The 18,195-nt window shown below is 65.9% G+C and carries 16 protein-coding genes; 11 read left to right on the top strand and 5 right to left on the bottom strand.

The genetic code is table 11. The features are described 5' to 3' along the window. Window positions 1-86: 86 nt before the first annotated feature. Window positions 87-998 (bottom strand): polyprenyl synthetase family protein, encoded by a 912-nt coding sequence (locus FJU11_RS04785; RefSeq protein WP_141165882.1) that lies wholly within the window; start codon window positions 996-998, stop codon window positions 87-89. A gap of 174 nt (window positions 999-1,172) precedes the next feature. Here FJU11_RS04785 and mtgA point away from each other — a divergent pair, with 174 nt between their 5' ends. The 3 genes from mtgA (at window position 1,173) to rpmF (ending at window position 2,975) form a co-directional block, all read left to right on the top strand. Beyond that, complete coding sequence (gene mtgA, locus FJU11_RS04780) at window positions 1,173-1,877, top strand: monofunctional biosynthetic peptidoglycan transglycosylase (protein ID WP_141165881.1); 705 nt, start codon at window positions 1,173-1,175, stop codon at window positions 1,875-1,877. 86 nt (window positions 1,878-1,963) lie between these two features. After that, on the top strand, window positions 1,964-2,614 hold the full coding sequence (locus tag FJU11_RS04775) for a glutathione S-transferase family protein (RefSeq protein ID WP_141165880.1): 651 nt from the start codon (window positions 1,964-1,966) through the stop codon (window positions 2,612-2,614). A 175-nt stretch (window positions 2,615-2,789) separates the two neighbouring features. Beyond that, window positions 2,790-2,975, top strand: coding sequence for a 50S ribosomal protein L32 (gene rpmF / locus FJU11_RS04770; protein WP_141165879.1), 186 nt, complete (start codon window positions 2,790-2,792; stop codon window positions 2,973-2,975). 196 nt (window positions 2,976-3,171) lie between these two features. On the opposite strand, the gene FJU11_RS04765 is transcribed toward rpmF, so the two are convergent. Beyond that, entirely contained in the window at window positions 3,172-3,603 is a 432-nt protein-coding gene (locus FJU11_RS04765) for a GlcG/HbpS family heme-binding protein (protein WP_141165878.1), read from the bottom strand. 128 nt (window positions 3,604-3,731) lie between these two features. On the opposite strand from FJU11_RS04765, the gene ggt reads away from it, so the two are divergent. Further along, window positions 3,732-5,318: a gamma-glutamyltransferase gene (ggt, locus tag FJU11_RS04760; RefSeq protein ID WP_141165877.1), complete on the top strand. Its 1,587-nt coding sequence runs from the start codon at window positions 3,732-3,734 to the stop codon at window positions 5,316-5,318. Window positions 5,319-5,333: 15 nt separating this feature from the next. Here the strand turns inward: ggt and phaR are convergent, their stop codons facing one another. Next, window positions 5,334-5,987 carry a polyhydroxyalkanoate synthesis repressor PhaR gene (phaR, locus tag FJU11_RS04755; RefSeq protein ID WP_141165876.1) on the bottom strand — a complete coding sequence of 218 codons (654 nt, stop codon included), beginning with the start codon at window positions 5,985-5,987 and terminating at the stop codon, window positions 5,334-5,336. Window positions 5,988-6,369: 382 nt separating this feature from the next. Here phaR and FJU11_RS04750 point away from each other — a divergent pair, with 382 nt between their 5' ends. From FJU11_RS04750 to FJU11_RS04720, 7 genes are all read left to right on the top strand, one after another. Beyond that, window positions 6,370-7,551, top strand: coding sequence for an acetyl-CoA C-acetyltransferase (locus tag FJU11_RS04750; RefSeq protein WP_141165875.1), 1,182 nt, complete (start codon window positions 6,370-6,372; stop codon window positions 7,549-7,551). A 129-nt stretch (window positions 7,552-7,680) separates the two neighbouring features. Continuing rightward, complete coding sequence (phbB, locus tag FJU11_RS04745; RefSeq protein WP_141165874.1) at window positions 7,681-8,406, top strand: acetoacetyl-CoA reductase; 726 nt, start codon at window positions 7,681-7,683, stop codon at window positions 8,404-8,406. A gap of 543 nt (window positions 8,407-8,949) precedes the next feature. Beyond that, on the top strand, window positions 8,950-12,288 hold the full coding sequence (locus tag FJU11_RS04740; RefSeq protein ID WP_141165873.1) for a helicase-related protein: 3,339 nt from the start codon (window positions 8,950-8,952) through the stop codon (window positions 12,286-12,288). Continuing rightward, window positions 12,285-12,692: an RNA-binding S4 domain-containing protein gene (locus tag FJU11_RS04735; protein WP_235890812.1), complete on the top strand. Its 408-nt coding sequence runs from the start codon at window positions 12,285-12,287 to the stop codon at window positions 12,690-12,692. Before FJU11_RS04740 ends, FJU11_RS04735 begins: the two co-directional genes overlap by 4 nt. 179 nt (window positions 12,693-12,871) lie before the next feature. Next, window positions 12,872-13,210: a ferredoxin FdxA gene (fdxA, locus tag FJU11_RS04730; RefSeq protein WP_141165872.1), complete on the top strand. Its 339-nt coding sequence runs from the start codon at window positions 12,872-12,874 to the stop codon at window positions 13,208-13,210. Window positions 13,211-13,656: 446 nt separating this feature from the next. Next, on the top strand, window positions 13,657-14,226 hold the full coding sequence (locus FJU11_RS04725; RefSeq protein WP_141165871.1) for a CarD family transcriptional regulator: 570 nt from the start codon (window positions 13,657-13,659) through the stop codon (window positions 14,224-14,226). Window positions 14,227-14,566: 340 nt separating this feature from the next. Next, window positions 14,567-15,427: an RNA polymerase factor sigma-32 gene (locus tag FJU11_RS04720; RefSeq protein WP_141165870.1), complete on the top strand. Its 861-nt coding sequence runs from the start codon at window positions 14,567-14,569 to the stop codon at window positions 15,425-15,427. A 354-nt stretch (window positions 15,428-15,781) separates the two neighbouring features. Here the strand turns inward: FJU11_RS04720 and FJU11_RS04715 are convergent, their stop codons facing one another. Both FJU11_RS04715 and thiQ read right to left on the bottom strand, forming a co-directional pair. Then, on the bottom strand, window positions 15,782-17,242 hold the full coding sequence (locus tag FJU11_RS04715; protein WP_141165869.1) for a M48 family metalloprotease: 1,461 nt from the start codon (window positions 17,240-17,242) through the stop codon (window positions 15,782-15,784). A gap of 226 nt (window positions 17,243-17,468) precedes the next feature. Continuing rightward, window positions 17,469-18,194, bottom strand: a complete 726-nt coding sequence (gene thiQ / locus FJU11_RS04710; RefSeq protein ID WP_141165893.1) for a thiamine ABC transporter ATP-binding protein — start codon at window positions 18,192-18,194, stop codon at window positions 17,469-17,471. Between the last annotated feature and the right edge of the window lies 1 nt (window position 18,195).

Here is an 18,195-nt window from a genome sequence, read left to right as displayed (position 1 = left end):
TGGCACCGTCCCCATGGCGGGATAAACGACACCGTGCCCATCAGCCGCCTCGGTCTCGATCAGGACAACCTGTTGAGGCTCCACATCTAGTTCCGCCGGTCGGCGACGAACCGCGCGGTCTCGGCCAGCGTCTCGCCACGTGCACCGTACGGCGCGAGAAGGGTCGTCGCCTCGTCGACGAGTGCGTCCAGCCGCTTGCGCGCCCAGCCCGTTCCGTTGAGGCCGACGAGGGTCGCCTTGCCCCGGCCTGCGTCCTTGCCCGTCGCCTTGCCCATGGCCTTGGTGTCGGCCGTGACGTCGAGCAAATCGTCGGCGAGCTGGAAGGCGATGCCGATGGTCCGGCCGAATGCGGCCATGCGTTCCCGGTCGTCTTCGCCCGTTCCGGCGATGATCGCGCCGGCCTCGCAGGCGAAGGTCAGCAGCGCGCCGGTCTTCATGCCCTGAAGGCGCAGGATGGCGGCCTCGTCGCGGGTCTCGTGCTCGCTCGCAAGGTCGAGTGCCTGTCCGCCGGCCATGCCGGCCGGTCCCGCCGCGTGGGCGAGTGCCGCGACGAGCGCGACCTTGACCTCGGCAGGCAGTCGGGTCCGCGCGTTCGCGACGATCTCGAAGGCGAGCGTCTGCAGCCCGTCGCCGGCAAGGATCGCCTGCGCTTCGCCATGGGCCACGTGCACGGTCGGCTGGCCGCGGCGCAGCGTGTCGTCGTCCATCGCCGGCAGGTCGTCGTGCACCAGCGAATAGCAGTGCACGCATTCGAGCGCGAGCGCCACGCGCATGGCCGCTTCGCGGTCGGCCCGGAAGAGGCGCGCGGTTTCGAGAACGAGAAAGGGGCGAATCCGCTTGCCGCCGTTCAGGGCGCCATGGCGGATCGCCGCCATCAGATGCGTCGGCGCGCCTTCCGTTTCGCCACGCCGGTCGGCGAGCAGTTCGGCGAGGCGGTCGCCGACTTCGGCAGCGGTCGAGGCGATACGGTCCGTTATGTCTGCAGCGTTATCGGTCATCGACGGCTACATGACATGCGCGTCCGCAAGCGGCAATCGCCACATCGACGCAAGGGCGTTGCCGTCCGGCGCTTTCGTGTGGAAGTGAAACCCTTTAAGAGGACAGGCCATAGGGTCACGGGGACAGGGGAGACGGGTCGCCATCATGCGTCGCAACCCGGCTTCGAACGAGGCATGAGCAGAGCCAGGCGTTTGGCACGCATGCCGAAACGGCTGATCGGTGCGGCGTTCGCGATCGTGCTGGTCGTGCTCGTCGCCCCTTACGGCCTCGTCTTCCTCTATGCCCGTCCGTCCGTCCATCCGGTCTCGACGCTGATGCTTTCGGATCTTGCGACCGGCACCGGCTACACGCGCGACTGGGTCGCCTTCGAGCGTATCGCGCCGGTGCTGGTCCAGTCGGTGATGATGTCGGAGGACGGGCGTTTCTGCGCCCATGAAGGCGTCGACTGGAAGGCGCTCGATACGGTGATCGACGGCACCATGGACGGGGCAACGAACCGTGGCGCCAGCACCATTCCCATGCAGACGGCGAAGAACCTGTTCCTTTGGCCGAGCCATTCCTACGTGCGCAAGGGGCTGGAAATTCCGCTCGCGCTTTATTCCGATGCCGTATGGTCGAAGCGGCGGCTGATGGAAATCTATCTCAATATCGCCGAGTTCGCGCCGCACCTCTACGGCGTCGAGGCGGCCGCACGGCACTATTTCGGCACCGACGCCGCGCATCTGACCCGCCGGCAGGCCGCGCTGCTCGCCGTCACCCTGCCGAACCCGCCGGGCCGCGATCCGGCGCATCCCTCGCGGATGCTGCAACGCCTTGCCCGCACGATCGAAACGCGCGCACGCCAGTCCGGCGCCTACATCACCTGTCTCTATCCGTGATCGAACTGGCGCCGCCATTGCCTTCGCACGGCTGGTGAAGGAGGGTATGGTCGCGCCCGAGACGTTGACCCGCGAGGAGGCACGCCATGAGTGCAATGACGCTTTACATCGCCAACAAGACCTATTCCTCGTGGTCGTTCCGCCCGTGGATCGCGATGACGGTGAAGGAACTGCCCTTCGAGGAGGTGCTCGTTCCCTTCGACGACGACGGCGGCAATCCGAAGTTCCGGGAGTTCTCGCCGACCGGCAAGGTGCCGGTGCTCGACCACAGCGGCGCGACGGTCTGGGAATCGCTGGCGATCCTCGAACATCTCGCCGACTACTTTCCCGAGATGCGGTTCTGGCCGGAGGATCTGGAAAGCCGCTCGCTCGCCCGGTGCGTGTCGGCCGAGATGGCGGCCGGATTTGCGACCCTGCGCGCCAACTGCCCGATGAACATGCGCCGCGAGCCGAGCGCGGTGACGATGAGCGATGCGCTGAAGGCGGACGTCGCACGCGTCGAGACGATATGGAAGACGCTGCTCGAGCGGTCGGGTGGTCCGTTCCTGTTCGGCCCCTTGTTCGGTGTGGCCGATGCCATGTACGCGCCGGTCGTCAATCGCTTCGAGGTGTACCGCCTCAGCGAGGACGAGACAGCGCGAGGCTATATGGAAACCATCAAGGCGCTGCCGGCCTGGAAGGCATGGGAGGAAGCCGCCCGCGAGGAACCGTGGACGGTCGCCGCCGACGAGGCGTGAAACCGCGTTGCGTCGGCGCGAACCGTCGCCTTGTCGCAAAAAATGCGATCGGGCACTGGCCAAACGGCCTTTCAGCGGCTATAGAGCGCGCGATTTCCGGCATTGCCGCGCGTGGCACCCGGCGCCGATCGCGGCCCGGCGGACGCGATCCATTTTCGAGCGGAGTTGAAACACGATGGCTGTACCGAAGCGAAAGACGAGCCCGTCCAAGCGGGGCATGCGCCGTTCGGCCGATGCGCTGAAGGCGCCGTCCTACATCGAGGACAAGGATTCCGGCGAGTACCGTCGCCCGCACCACATCGACCTGAAGACGGGCATGTATCGCGGCCGGCAGGTTCTGACGCCGAAGGAATCCGCGTAAGAGCGTTCCGCTCTTCGCCGCGTTGATCGAAGGCCGGCGCCCGTGCGCCGGCCTTTTCGCGTCTGCCGCCTGATCGGCGTCTTGCGTTTGCCGCCTGATCGGCGTTTTGCGTCTGCCGCCTGGTCGGCTTGTCAATCTCGCCGTTCATTCGGCTTGACGCGTAAGGCCGCTTATTCGGCCTGATACGTAAGGCCGCTCATTCGGCCTGTGGCGTAAAGCCCGCGACCTCGATCCCGGCGATGGCGCAGGCCTCGTCGTTGTCGGAGCTGTCGCCGGAAATGCCGACGGCGCCAAGGAGCGCACCGCGCCCGTCACGCACGAGAACGCCGCCCGGCACCGGCACGACCCGGTCGCCGGACACGCCGGAAAGCCCTTCCAGGAAGTGCGGTCTCTCGGCCGCCTGGTTGTGCAGCCATCGCGAGCCGACGCCGAGTGCCAGCGCGCCGTAGGCCTTGCCCGAGGCCACTTCGAAACGCAGCATCGACGCGCCGTCCTGGCGCTGCACCGCCTTCACGTGGCCGCCGGCGTCGAGCACCACCACGGCGAGCGGCTTCAGCTCGCGCTTCTTGCCTTCGGCGAATGCCGCGTTGATGATGCGGTTGGCCCGGTTCAGCGTAATTTCCCTCATCGCTTGCCTTTCTTTGCGTCGCGGTTGGCTTGCCTGTATGCACATATGGGATTGCGCGCGGCGATCCACCCTTGCCTGTCTCGATTGCCGTCGACCCGCTCGCTCCATCCCTGTCGTCGAGGAATGCCATGCGCCGTTTCGATCTGCCCGGTCGCTCGCCCGTCATCGCCGAGAACGGCGCTGCCGCCACCTCGCATCCGCTGGCGAGTGCGACCGCGCTTGCCGTGCTGCGCGAAGGCGGCAATGCCGTCGACGCCGCACTTGCCGCCTCGGCGACGCTCGCGGTGGTCGAGCCGCAGATGACGGGCATCGGCGGCGATTGCTTCGCGATCGTCGCGCAGCCGGACGGCACGGTCCACGGGCTGAACGGTTCCGGCCGTTCGGCACGCGCGATCGAAGAGGGCTGGTTCGCCGACAACGGCTTCGACACGATCCCGCACCATTCGCCCCATGCGGTCACGGTGCCGGGCGCGGTGAAGGCGTGGGAAACGTTGCACCAGCGGTTCGGAAAGCTCGATTTCGTGCGGCTTTTCGCCGATGCGATCGGGTATGCGGAAAACGGCTTCGCCGTTGCGCCGCGCGTGGCGGACGACTGGCAGGACGAGGTCGAGACGCTGAAGCGGGATGCCGGTGCGCGTCGCCATCTGCTCGTAAACGACGCGGCACCGAAGGCCGGCGACCGCATGCGGTTTCCCGCACTCGCCGGGACGCTTTCGACGATCGCCGCGAAGGGCGCCGCGGGCTTTTACGAAGGCGCGGTCGCGCGTGAGATCGCCGAAACCGTGCAGGAAAAGGGCGGCTTCCTCGCCAAGGACGATCTGGCGGCGGTGACGGCCGACTGGGTCGAGCCGATCGGCGTCGACTACGCGGGCTACCGCGTGCTCGAACTGCCGCCGAGCGGGCAGGGCATGGTCGCGCTCATCCTCTTCAACCTTCTGGATCGGCTCGGCACGCGGCGCATGGCGCCGGACAGCCTGGAGCGCTACCACCATGAGGTGGAAGCCGCGCGCCTTGCCTATTCGGTGCGCGACGCCATGCTCGCCGACCCCGATCACATGACGGTGTCGGTCGAACGCCTGATCTCGCGCGACTACGCCGAAGAACTCGCCGCGCAGATCGATCCGGAACGCCGCAACCCGGAAATCCGCGTGCCCGAGATCCCGAACGCCGACACGACCTATTTGACGGTCGTCGACGGGAACGGCATGGCGGTTTCCTTCATCAACTCGGTGTTCGCCGCCTTCGGCTCGCAGATCGTCACGCCGGAGTCCGGCGTCGTCCTGCAGAACCGGGGCGCATGCTTCCGGGTAGAAACCGGCCACCCGAACGCGATCGCGTCGGGCAAGCGTCCGCTGCACACCATCATTCCGGCCATGGTCATGAAGGACGGCCTGCCGGCGGTCTCGTTCGGCGTCATGGGCGGCGCCTATCAGCCGATGGGCCACGGTCACGTTCTTTCGAACCTTCTCGACCACGGCATGGACCCGCAGGAAGCGCTCGATCATCCGCGCGTCTTCTGGAACGGCGAGGGCACGCTCGGCCTCGAGGCCGGCGTCAGCGCTGGCGTCGCGCAGGGGCTGCGCGCGATGGGGCACGGCGTTGCCGAAGCCGCTTCGCCGTGGGGCGGCGGCCAGATGATCGCGATCGATCGCGAACGCGGCTTCTTCACCGCCGGTTCGGATCCGCGCAAGGACGGGCAGGCCGTCGGCTACTGATTTTGGAAAAAAGGGCTACCGCCCCATCGAATCGAGGCGGTTCTGGAGGTCGCGAAGTTGCTGCTTGAGCTCGTCGAGATCGCCGGCACCCGCACCGCGCTCGCTTCTGGTCGCCGCGCTGGAAGAGGATGGCGCACTACTGCCGTCCGGCTTCGCTCCGCCGCCTGAACCGGTGCCCGTTCCGCCGGCGAGCGAGAAGGGCGAGAACATGCGCATCGCCTGCGAGAACATTTCGGTGTTGCGGCGCACCTGCTCCTCGGCCATCTGCATCGGCAGTTGCATGTTGCGGGCCATCGGATTGTCGCCGAGCGCCTTCGTCAGCTGCTCGCGCATCTGTTCCTGCTGGGCGGTGAAGGCGGCCATCGACTGTTCGAGATAGCTCGGCACGACCATCTGCATCTGGTCGCCGTAATAGGAGATGAGCTGGCGCAGGAAGGAAACGGGAAGCAGCGTGTTGCCGGTCTTGGATTCCTGCTCGAAGATGATCTGGGTGAGCACCGCATGGGTGATGTCCTCGCCCGACTTGGCGTCCTGAACGACGAAGTCCTCACCCTTCTTCACCATGACGGCGAGGTCGTCGAGGGTCACGTAGCTGCTCGTCCCGGTGTTGTAGAGCCGCCGGTTCGCGTATTTCTTGATGACCGTGTTGCCGTCGTTCTTCTTCGCCATGTCGCGAACCTCCGTCGCTTCCCGAACTCTCCCGTAGCGCGAACACTAGGCGAAAAGATCGGGCGCTGACAAACGCTTTCGTTTTGCCGCAATGCAGCAAAATATGTAAGTGACGACGAACGATTGCCGGAAATCTGGTTCTCGGGAGAACGTTGTGCCGAGGCAAGTTCGGGCCGGTGCGGTTTGCTTCGCGCCGTCCGGGCAGCCTGTCGTCGTACCGGACGCTTCAATTGGAACGGGAATGGAAGCGAGCGCGACCGACGCTCGATCGGCTGGCTGACGACCGCGGTGCCGGAGCCGAAAACATGCGTTTGACTTGCCGTGTGGGCTGCGCCACGATCCATCTTAAACAGGTCACGCAGAACCGGGATCGGAGACGTCCATGTCCATGCCTTCCGTCGTTATCGCCAGTGCCGCGCGCACGGCCATCGGCACCTTCAACGGCGCGTTCGCGAGCGTGCCGGCCCACGAGCTCGGCGCGGCGACCATCACCGCCGCACTCGAGCGCGCGGGCGTCGCAGCCGAAGACGTCGACGAGGTCATTCTCGGCCAGATCCTTACCGCCGGGCAAGGCCAGAACCCGGCGCGCCAGGCGGCGATTGCCGCCAATGTTCCCGAGAGTAAGACGGCCTGGGGGCTGAACCAGGTCTGCGGGTCCGGCCTGCGCGCCGTCGCGCTCGGCATGCAGCAGATCGCCATGGGCGACGCGGAGATCATCGTCGCCGGCGGGCAGGAATCGATGTCGCTCGCACCGCATTGCGCACATCTGCGTTCCGGCGTGAAGATGGGCGACTTCAAGATGGTCGACACGATGATCAAGGACGGTCTCTGGGATGCCTTCAACGGCTACCACATGGGCAATACCGCCGAGAACGTCGCGCAGAAGTTCCAGTTGACGCGCGAGGAGCAGGACGCCTTCGCCACCAAGTCGCAGAACAAGGCCGAAGCCGCGCAGAACGACGGCCGCTTCGCCGACGAGATCGTGCCCTTCACCGTCAAGGGACGCAAGGGCGACACGGTCGTCGAGAACGACGAGCATATCCGCCCGGGCGCGACGGTCGAGGGCATGGCCAAGCTTCGCCCCGCCTTCGACAAGGAGGGCACGGTGACGGCCGGCAACGCGTCCGGCATCAACGACGGTGCTGCGGTGACCGTCATCATGCGCGAAGAGGAAGCTTCGCGCCGCGGCATCGAGCCGCTGGCGCGCATCGTTTCGTGGGCGACGGCCGGCGTCGATCCGAAGATCATGGGGACCGGCCCTATTCCCGCCTCCCGCAAGGCGCTCGAAAAGGCCGGCTGGTCGGCCTCCGACCTCGACCTCGTCGAGGCGAACGAGGCCTTCGCCGCGCAGGCCTGCGCAGTCAACAGGGAACTCGGCTGGGATCCGGAGATCGTCAACGTCAATGGCGGCGCCATCGCGCTCGGCCATCCGATCGGCGCTTCGGGCGCGCGCATCTTCACCACGCTGCTCTACGAGATGAAGCGGCGCGGCGCGAAGAAGGGCCTCGCCACGCTTTGCATCGGCGGCGGCATGGGTGTTGCCATGTGCGTCGAACGTCCGTGAGGCGGCCCTTGGCCCGTAGAACCGAAATCACACGGCGCGGCGAACCCCGCGCCGTTTTCGTATCCGACGTCACGGCATCCGTTGGGGATCCGTGAGACCATCGTCCATCAAGAGGAGGAACATCTGATCATGGCACGGGTAGCACTCGTAACCGGCGGCACGCGCGGCATCGGCGCGGCCATCTCGATTGCGTTGAAGGAGGCCGGATATTCTCCGGTGGCGACCTTTTCGGGCAACGAGGAAAAGGCGAACGCCTTCGGGAAGGAACACGACATTCCCGTCTACAAATGGGATGTCGGAGACTACGACGCCTGCAAGGAGGGGATTGCCCGCGTCGAAGCCGATATCGGACCCGTCGACGTCCTCGTCAACAATGCCGGCGTCACTCAGGACGCGATGTTCCACAAGATGACGCCCGAGCAGTGGAGCACGGTCATGGGCGTCAATCTGACCGGCTTCTTCAACATGATCCATCCGGTATGGCCCGGCATGCGCGAGCGGGGGTTCGGCCGCATCGTCAACATCTCCTCGATAAACGGCCAGAAGGGGCAGATGGGCCAAGCGAACTACGCCGCCGCCAAGGCCGGTGCCATCGGCCTGACGAAGTCTCTTGCGCAGGAAGGCGCGGCGAAGGGCATCACGGTCAACGTCGTGGCGCCGGGCTATATCGGCACGGAGATGGTGCGCGCCGTCCCGCAGGAAGTGCTCGACAAGCGTATCCTGCCCTATATCCCGGTCGGCCGCCTGGGCGAGCCGGAGGAGATCGCGCGCTGCGTCGTGTTCCTCGCCGCCGACGAAGCCGGCTTCATCACCGGCTCGACCTTCACCGCGAATGGCGGCCAGTACATGGCCTGAAATCGGGGTTTGCCGTTAACCTTTCACGGTTCGGGCACCGACAGGACGGTGCCCGAACCGGCGTTTCTTGTGGCTTGCGTGCCGCACGACCCCATGATCGTGTGGTGAACGAAACGGGAAGACGGTCAGGTCTGTGATTCGTCGCCCGTTCGTTCCGTATCTGATCCGATTCTTAACGATCGGGGCCCTTCGGTCCCGGTTGGCCCCCGCAACGATCTGCACTCCGACCCGATGTCCGCCCGCCGCTGCCGCCATCCCGCAACTCTTCCGGAGCGATCGAATGCGGGCGTTAACGTTTCGGCCCGGAACTTTGGAAACCCGTACGAAAGTGATTCCGCATATGGTGCCACACCTTCGAGGGGACCCTATATGTTGCCGTGAACGAAAGCGGAATCCGGACGAGTCAGTGATTCGTCGCCGTTTCGTTCCGTATGTGTTCCATCCCTTAACGGTGTCGGCACGGCATCGCCCGCCCTTGCGATCCGCATGGCGGGTCAATACCCTTGGCGGGCAGGGCCCGACGAACCGACGATCGCCGATCTGATGCTTCATTCTGCGCCCGCGCCGGGCGATCCCCTTATCCTCAGCGGACGCGACGTCACCGCTGTCCTCGGTCCGACCAATACCGGCAAGACGCACTACGCCATCGAGCGCATGATCGCGCACCGCTCCGGCGTCATCGGCCTGCCGCTGCGCCTGCTTGCGCGCGAGGTCTATCAACGCGTCGCCGAACGCGTCGGCGCGGACCAGGTCTCGCTCGTCACCGGCGAGGAGAAGATCACGCCGGCCGGTGCACGCTTTTCCGTATGCACGGTCGAGGCGATGCCGCGCGAGACGTCGGCCGCCTTCGTCGCCATCGACGAGGTGCAGATCGCCGCGGACCTCGAACGCGGCCACATCTTCACGGACCGGCTTTTGCATCTTCGCGGGCGCGACGAAACGCTGCTGCTCGGTTCCGACACGATGCGGCGTATTCTCGAACAGCTTCTGCCGGGCATCACCGTCGTTAGCCGGCCGCGGCTTTCGCAGCTCCTGTGGGCGGGATCGCGCAAGATCTCGCGGCTGCCGCGGCGCACGGCGATCGTCGCCTTTTCCGCCGACGAGGTGTACGCCATCGCCGAGCTCATCCGCCGCCAGCGCGGTGGTGCGGCGGTCGTCATGGGCGCGCTCTCGCCGCGCACGCGCAACGCCCAGGTCGCCCTCTACCAGTCCGGCGACGTGGAATATCTCGTCGCGACCGACGCGATCGGCATGGGGTTGAACCTCGACGTCGACCACGTGGCCTTCGCGCAGACGCGCAAGTTCGACGGGTATCAGTTCCGGCCCCTGAACCCGGCCGAACTCGGACAGATCGCCGGGCGGGCCGGTCGCCACGTCAACGACGGCACCTTCGGCGTGACCGGACGCACCGAACCGATCGGCGACGATGTCGTCCAGCGCATCGAGGCGCACGAATTCAACCCGGTGAAGGTGTTGCAATGGCGTAGCAAGGGGCTCGATTTCGCCAATCTCGACGCGCTGCGTGCCAGTCTCGACGCGACGCCTGCCGTCGCCGGGCTGACGCGCGCGCTGCCGGCCGTCGACCAGCAGGCGCTCGAACATCTCGCCCGCTTTCCCGAGATCGCCGAGCGCGCCTCGAGCCCCGCGCGGCTCGAAAAGCTGTGGGAAGCCTGCGCCCTGCCGGACTACCGGCGCATTACCCCGGCCCAGCATGCGGAGCTGATCGGCACGATCTTCACCGACCTCGTCGACAACAAGACGGTGAGCGAGGATTTCCTTGCCGAACAGGTGCACCGTGCCGATCGCACGGAAGGCGATATCGAGACGCTTTCCGGCCGGATCGCCCAGATCCGGACCTGGACCTACGTCTCGCATCGGCCCGGATGGCTGGCCGATCCGGCGCATTGGCAGGAAAAGACGCGCGAAATCGAGGATCGACTGTCCGACGCGCTCCACGAGAGGTTGACGAAACGCTTCGTTGACCGCAGGACATCCGTGCTCATGAAGCGCTTGAGAGAGAATGCGATGCTTGAAGCGGAAATCAGCGGGGGCGGGGCCGTAGAGGTCGAGGGGCATGCCGTCGGCCACCTCTCGGGTTTCCGGTTCGTACCGGACCAGAACGCCGACGGGCCCGACGCCAAGGCGGTGCTCGCCGCCGCACAGAAGGCGCTCGCGAACGAGTACGAGGCGCGTGCCGCGCGCCTTCACGCGAGCGGCAACAACGATTTCGCGCTCGGCTCCGACGCGACGGTCCGATGGATGGGCGAGCCGGTGGGAAGGCTTGCGGCTTCCGAAAGCGTGCTGCGTCCGCGCGTTATCCTGCTTGCCGACGAGCCGCTGCAGGGTGCCGCGCGCGATCTGGTGGCCGCGCGCGTGGAGCGATACGTCAACCACACCATCGCCACGCTGCTGAAGCCGCTCGACCAGCTTTCCCAGGCCGACGACCTGACGGGGCTCGCGCGCGGCGTCGCCTTCCAGCTCGTCGAGGCGCTCGGTGTGCTGTTCCGGCGCGACGTCTCCGAGGAAATCCGTTCGCTCGACCAGGAGGCGCGCGCATCGCTGCGCCGCTACGGCGTGCGCTTCGGTGCCTATCACGTCTTCGTGCCGACGCTTCTCAAGCCCGCACCCGCCGAACTCATCACGCTCTTGTGGGCGCTGAAGAACGACGCGATGGAAAAGCCCGGCTACGGCGACGTCATCGCCACGCTTGCGGCCGGACGGACCTCCGTCGTCACCGACCTCCAGGTCACGCGCGACTTCTATCGGCTGGCCGGTTTCCGCTTTCTCGGCAAGCGGGCCGTGCGTATCGACATTCTCGAACGGCTTTCCGATCTCATCCGCCCGGCCCTGCAGTGGAAGCCCGGACAGAACCGGCGTCCTGAAGGCGGTTATGACGGGCGCCGTTTCGTGACGACGCCGGCGATGCTCTCGATCCTCGGCGCGACGCCGGACGACATGGAAGAGATCCTCAAGGGGCTCGGCTACCGCGCCGAACCCGTGCCGGCCGAAACGGCGAAGGCGCATCTGGCCGAGATGGATATCGAGGCCGCTCCGCCGTCGCCGGAAGTGAATGCGACGGGGGAACCTGAGACGACGGACGAGCCGGTGCAGGCTGCCGGTTCGCAGGATGCGGCTGCGCCCACCGAGCCGGCTGCGAGCGAAGCGACGACCAGCGATGCCGCTGCCGGCGAAGAACCGGCGGAAGCTGCGCAGGCGAGCGAAGCCGACGCCGGAACGGTTTCGCAAGAAGCTGCGCCGGCGACCGGCGTCGAGGATGCGCCGGCCGATCCCGCGGAAGCGGTCGCAGTGTCCGCAACCACCGCTCCGCTTGAAAACGGCGAGATCGACCGGGAGCAGGCGAGCGGCGAGACCGTTCTGCAGTCGGCTGGCGCGAAGGCGGCGGAGACCCCATCGCCGGATGCCGCGTCCGTGGAAGTCGGTGCATCGCAGAACGATGCATCCGATCCCGATGGGTCCGCATCCGATACTTCGGATACCGGGACGGCGGAAGAAAAGCCGGTTCTCCTCTGGCGACCGCTCGGACGCAACGAACAGCAGCGCGGCCGTCCGCGACGCCGCGAAGCGGGCGGGCGCGAAGCCGGAAATCGCGAGGCCGGAAATCGTGAGGCGGGTCATCAGGATCCCGGTAACCGCGAGGCAGGTGGGCGCGAAAACGAGCGCCACAATCGCGGCGCAGGCAAGCCGCGCGGCGGCAAGGGCAAGCCGGGCAAGGGTGAAGGCAGGCAGGGCGGCAAGCCGAAGCATGCCGGCGCGCCGGGCGGCAAGGGTCGCGGACAGCCTTCGCCGCAGCGCGACAGGCCGATCGACCCGGATTCGCCCTTTGCCAAGCTCGCCGCGCTCAAGGAGCAGCTCAAGAAGTGAGCGGTGACGGGGTGCCGGCCAGCCAGGCGGGCCAGCGCGTCGACAAATGGCTCTTCTTCGCGCGCGTGACGAAGTCGCGATCGCTCGCGGCCAAGCTCGCGCAGTCGGGGCGCGTGCGGGTCAACAGCGCGAAGATCGGTCAGCCGAGCCATGCGGTGAAGGTCGGCGACGTGCTCACCATCACTCTCGATCGCGACGTGCGCGTGCTCGAGGTCGTCGCACCGGGGACCCGGCGGGGGCCCTATTCGGAAGCGCGCGAACTCTACCGCGATCTGACGCCACCGGCACCCTCGCGAAGCGAGCGGCAGGCGTCCTCGCCCGTGCCGGTGCGCGAAGTGGGAAGCGGACGGCCCACGAAGCGCGAACGCCGGCAGCTCGACCGCATGCGCGGCGACGACGAATAGTGTTCCGCCCCTTTCGAGGGGCTTCGGTAAGCGGTTTTTCGGCCCGATTGCGCGGTTTGCCGCAAACGTGGAATCGGGTTCCGCATAGGCCTTTCGGCACGCCGGCTTTGTTCTTGCCAAGCCCAGCCAAACTCGCTACCCCGACGCCGAAACGCCACAGCATTCGTGCGGAGTGAACCATGACGTATCTCGTCACCGACAACTGCATCCGCTGCAAGTACATGGATTGCGTGGAAGTGTGTCCGGTCGACTGCTTCTACGAGGGCGAGAACATGCTGGTCATCCACCCGGACGAGTGCATCGACTGCGGCGTGTGCGAGCCCGAATGCCCCGCCGAGGCGATCAAGCCCGATACCGAGCCGGGCCTCGACCAGTGGCTGAAGGTCAACACGGAATACGCCGAGAAGTGGCCGAACATCACGATCAAGCGTGATCCGCCTTCGGATGCCGAAGAGCACGACGGCGTGGAGAACAAGTACGAGAAGTTCTTCTCGTCCGCACCCGGCGAAGGCGACTAGATCGCTTCGCCGTCATGGCCCCCGTGGCGAGGGGTTCGGCACCGGGAGAAGCTTCCCTGCCGATGCTGCAGTGCGGCGCGATGCCGCAGTTCCGACGGTGCAGGACGCCGGCGGTCGTTGCGTTTGCGCAACCATCTCCAAATAATTGATTTGCGGCGCGTTTTGTGCTAGACCTTTTCAGGCTGACGTAAACGTGTCGCGAACCGACTTTCGCGACGCCCAAAAATCCGAAAAACCGGTGCGCGCGCATGCAGTGGAATGAGTGGATCGGCAGTCCCTGGCTGCCCCCGTTCGAGGCATCTTTCGCCTCTTCTCGCCGTCTTTGCCACCGCATCATGCCGGATCCCGGCATCTAGGCTCGTTCAGCAGGTCTCAAGCTTCAGTCCGGCCGGCGGCGCGCTCAGCGCTTTCGTCCGGCCGTCTAGTAACAGGGAGTTCAAGAAAGCATGACCACCCAGCAAAAAAAGTCGTCCCAGCGGCAGGGCTTCAAGACCGGTGAATCGATCGTCTACCCGGCGCACGGCGTCGGCGAGATCGTCGCCATCGAGGAGCAGGAGGTCGCAGGTCACACGCTCGAACTCTTCGTTATCGACTTCGACAAGGACAAGATGCGTCTGAAGGTGCCCGTTACCAAGGCGATGGATATCGGCATGCGAAAGCTTTCCGAGACCGAATTCGTCGATCGTGCGTTGAAGATCGTCGAAGGCCGCGCGCGTGTTAAGCGCACCATGTGGTCGCGCCGCGCGCAGGAATACGACGCCAAGATCAATTCGGGCGATCTCGTCTCCATCGCCGAGGTCGTGCGCGATCTCTACCGCGCGGAGAACCAGCCGGAGCAGTCCTATTCCGAGCGCCAGCTCTACGAGGCCGCTCTCGACCGCATGACGCGCGAGATCGCCGCCGTGCGCAAGGTTTCGGAGACGGAAGCCGTCAATCTCGTCGAGACGCATCTCGGCAAGGGGCCGAAGCGCGGCAAGGCGAACAACGACGAGGAAACGCAGGATGCGGCCGCTTGACGGCGCGACCACATCGGCGAGCGTGAATGGGAGCCCGGCATTCGTGCCGGGCTTTTTGTCGATCGGGCAATGGATCCAACGATCCGTCCCGTTCGTTGAAGTGACGAGGAAGGTGAGCGAAGCGGCTGGCCGCCCACCCCTTTGACACCCTGTTTCGGCGGCAAAGCTTGAACACACCGTTGTGAAGGTGTCGATCGGACCATGGGGAACCTTCGCGTTCCCCGTAGGTTCCGCGAATGGGTGCTTAGGCATCCGGGTCGCTGGGAACGAATCGGGACGGGGGTCGTCGCGCCGAAGTTCGACAGCACAGGTAAGCGACAGGCTAGCGTGGAGAAGTCCCATGAAGGAAGTTTCGGCCCGACGGCGGATGATCAAGGCGGCGATGTCCGCACCCTACCTCGCACGCGAGGAAGAACATGACCTCGCCGTTCGCTGGAAGGACGCGCAGGACCAGCAGGCGCTGCACAAGATCACGACGGCACATATGCGCCTCGTCATCGCCATGGCATCGCGTTTCCGTAATTTCGGCCTGCCGATGAGCGATCTCGTCCAGGAAGGCCATGTCGGGCTCCTCGAAGCTGCCGCTCGTTTCGAACCGGAACGGGGCGTGCGCTTTTCAACCTATGCGACGTGGTGGATCCGAGCGTCCATGCAGGATTACATCCTGCGCAACTGGTCGATCGTGCGCGGTGGAACCAGCTCCGCACAGAAGGCGCTCTTCTTCAATCTCCGCCGGCTTCGCGCGAAGCTCTCGCAGGGCGAGGGCAAGCTGAGCGAAAGCGCCATGCATGCCGAGATCGCGAGCGCGCTCGGCGTCCAGATCAAGGACGTCGCGTCGATGGATGCACGGCTTTCCGGACCGGACACCTCGCTGAACGCGCCGATGACGGATTCGGACTCGGGCAGTTCCGACCGCATGGAATTCCTGCCGAGCGACGATCCCCTGCCGGACGAGCAGGTGGGTTCCATGATCGACGACGAACGCCGCTCGGCATGGCTGATGACGGCAATGGGATCGCTGAACGAGCGGGAACTGCGCATCATCCGCGAGCGTCGGCTTGCCGAAGACGGTGCGACGCTCGAATCGCTCGGTGCCGCGCTCGGCATTTCCAAGGAGCGCGTACGCCAGATCGAAAGCCGGGCGCTGCAGAAGCTCAAGGCAGCCCTCGTCGAGCAGCAGCCGGCGATCGGCAGCATGTAGGAAGACGACGGCGCACGTCCGACGAACATCCGTTCGCCGAACGTGCTTTGTGGCCCCGTTCAACCGCAGTCCCGGTACGTGAAAGCCAATCCGGCTTTCATCGGCAATGCTTCAACCAACGCTTGGTGCACACGCACATTTCCCGGTTCGGCGGTATTCCCTCGATCGTGAGGGGAACGGCGTCGCGTTGGAATGATGTCGTGAACGATCTGACGTCGAAGTGCGTCCATCGCTGCCGCTCGGCTAGCGCGTCAACGGGCCCGGCTCCCGACGTTCCGCCAAACTGGACGCGACAACAGGCGTCCGCTGCTCTGCGAACGCCGCCCACAAGGGGTGTAGGCGCTTACACTGCGGTCACTGTGCGATGTATTTGACCCGCTCGCCGGGCTTCAGGGTTTCGGTCGGGCCGAGGCCGTTGAGGATTCGGAACAGCCTTTCCTTGTCCACCGTTCCCTGCATGCGTGCGGCGAAGGTCGCAACGGTATCGCCCGGCGCGACGCGGGTGACGCGCACGCGAAGCGGTCCGACGGACGCGATCTCGCTCTGCGTCATGCGTCGGAAACTCGAACGCACGGCATTTGCGACGTCCTCGAGCCGGTCGCTGTCGCGCGGAGCGGCGGTGAGGAAGCGATAGATGCGCCCGTTGAAGCGGATCACCGTCACGTCGAACTGCCACTGATCGGCCATCGCGCGGCCCGTTACGGCGGGCATACCAGCGATCGTCGTGTGTTTGATCGAGCTTGGATCGAGCCCGTTGATCCAGCCGCTGTCGACGTAGTCTTCCAGCGACCCCTTGCCGTCGGCGTCCACGGCGTCGAAACGCACGGCGAGGTCGTCAGGGCCGGAGGCCAGCACCGCGTTGTCGGTATTGCGAAGCGTGAAGCCTTTCGGAACGGCGAAGCGAATGCCGAGATCGGGGTGCAGGAAGACCTGTCCGCGAACATAGCCGTCCTTGGGCTTGTCTCCGAAGCGCAGCCCCTCGATCCCGTCGAGGAAATAATCCTGTCCGCGGCTGCCGACGGTTCCAGGCTTGCCGAACTCCTCGGCGTATGCGCGCACGCGCTTGATGCGCTCCGGCGTGTTGGGGTGCGAGGAGAGGAAATCGAGGCTCGAGTCGCGGTTCGGATCCGATGCGACGAAGTCGGCGTATTCCGCCATCGTCTTCAGGAAGCGGGCCGCCGCGTAGGGGTCGTAGCCGGCGCGGCCGAGCATGTGGGCGCCGATGCGGTCGGCCTGCAGTTCCTGCTGGCGGGAGAAGGCAGCGAGCTTAAGCTTGTTCTGCGCGCGCATGGCGTTGCTCTCGAGCCGGTTCGAGAGCACCTCGTCGACCACGCGCTGGTTGAGGTGCTGGGTTTCCTCGAAATGCTGGCGTTCGATCCCGTGATTGGCCGTTACGTGGCCCATCTCGTGGGAGATCACGGCTGCCACCTCCGAAGCGTCGTCGGCGAGTGCCAGCAATCCGCGGCTGACATAGATGTATCCGCCGGGCAGTGCGAAGGCGTTGACGGAAGGCGAGTCGAGCACGGTGATGCGGTAGGTCTGGTCCGGATTATCGGACACGGCCGTCAATGCGCCGACGATCCGCGCGACCAGCCGGTCCAGATCGTCGTCGTGATAGGCGCCGCCATAGGCCGAAAGGATGCGCGGGTGTTCCTGCGCGCCGAGCTTGGCCTTCGGATCCGCCTTGGAAACCTCGGAAACGATCTGCGGCGTCTTCGAAGGGTGCACCGAAACGTCCGCGGCATCGCTGCGGTCGAGGAAGGACTGGCATCCTGCCGAAAGGCAGATGATCGCGGCGAGGGCAGCATGACGCAAAAGGCCCGTCGGGCACGATGCCGACCGGCGGAAGCCCGTTCGAAGGGCTGCAGTGCTGTTTGCTCCAGACAGTCTCACGTTCACTGCGAAAGTCGTGCCGATAGGGATCCAGATTTCGGGGCCGGCGCGTCGTCCCGCCGCCGGTTCCTGCCGCTCGTTCGCCTTCTACGCGAAGATGCCGGCCAATGTCAGTGCCGGGTCGCCGGTCCTGCCGGTGTTTTGGTCCTCATGTGTCATTTTTGCCGAGATAGGCGGCGAGACCCGGAACGTCGGTCCGGGCGAAGAAGTCGCGTGCGTTCCCATCGGCAACGATCCGGCCATCCTTCACGAAGACGACCGTCTGAGCGATCGCCTGCGCGTCCGCGGGTTCGTGGGTGACCATCACCACGCTCATTCCCGTCTCGCGATGGAGCGCCGCGACGAGACGCAGCATCTCCGCCTTCAATCCCGGCCCGAGCGCCGCGAAGGGCTCGTCGAGAAGCAGGATCGGACGGCGGCGCACGAGGCAGCGGGCGATCGCCACGCGCTGGCGTTCTCCACCGGAGAGTTCGCCCGGTTTGCGCCGGGCGTATCCGTCGAGCCCGACCCGCGCGAGTGCGTCGTCGATGCGCTCGCGGTCGGCCTTGCCGAGCTTCAGGCTCGGGTCGATGCCGAGCGCGATGTTTGTGCCGACGTCGAGATGGGCAAAAAGATTGTTTTCCTGAAAGACCATCGAGACGGGACGCTCGCCGGGCCCGAGCCGCGTCACGTCGTGGCCGCCGAGGGCCACGCGGCCGCGTGCGGGACGTTCGAAGCCGGCGACGAGGGACAGAAGCGTCGACTTGCCGGCACCCGATGGCCCCGTGATCGCCGTCAGGCCGCCGGCCGGCAGATCGAGGTCGAAGGAAACCGCGAAGTCGCCGAGACCGAGTTCGACGCCGTCGAGCACGATCGTCGCACCGCCGGATTGCATC

Source organism: Pararhizobium mangrovi (assembly GCF_006516965.1).
Taxonomy (GTDB): domain Bacteria; phylum Pseudomonadota; class Alphaproteobacteria; order Rhizobiales; family Rhizobiaceae; genus Pararhizobium_B; species Pararhizobium_B mangrovi.
The sequence above is the reverse complement of the archived record's forward strand: the minus strand, read 5'-3'. Positions and strand labels throughout refer to the sequence as shown.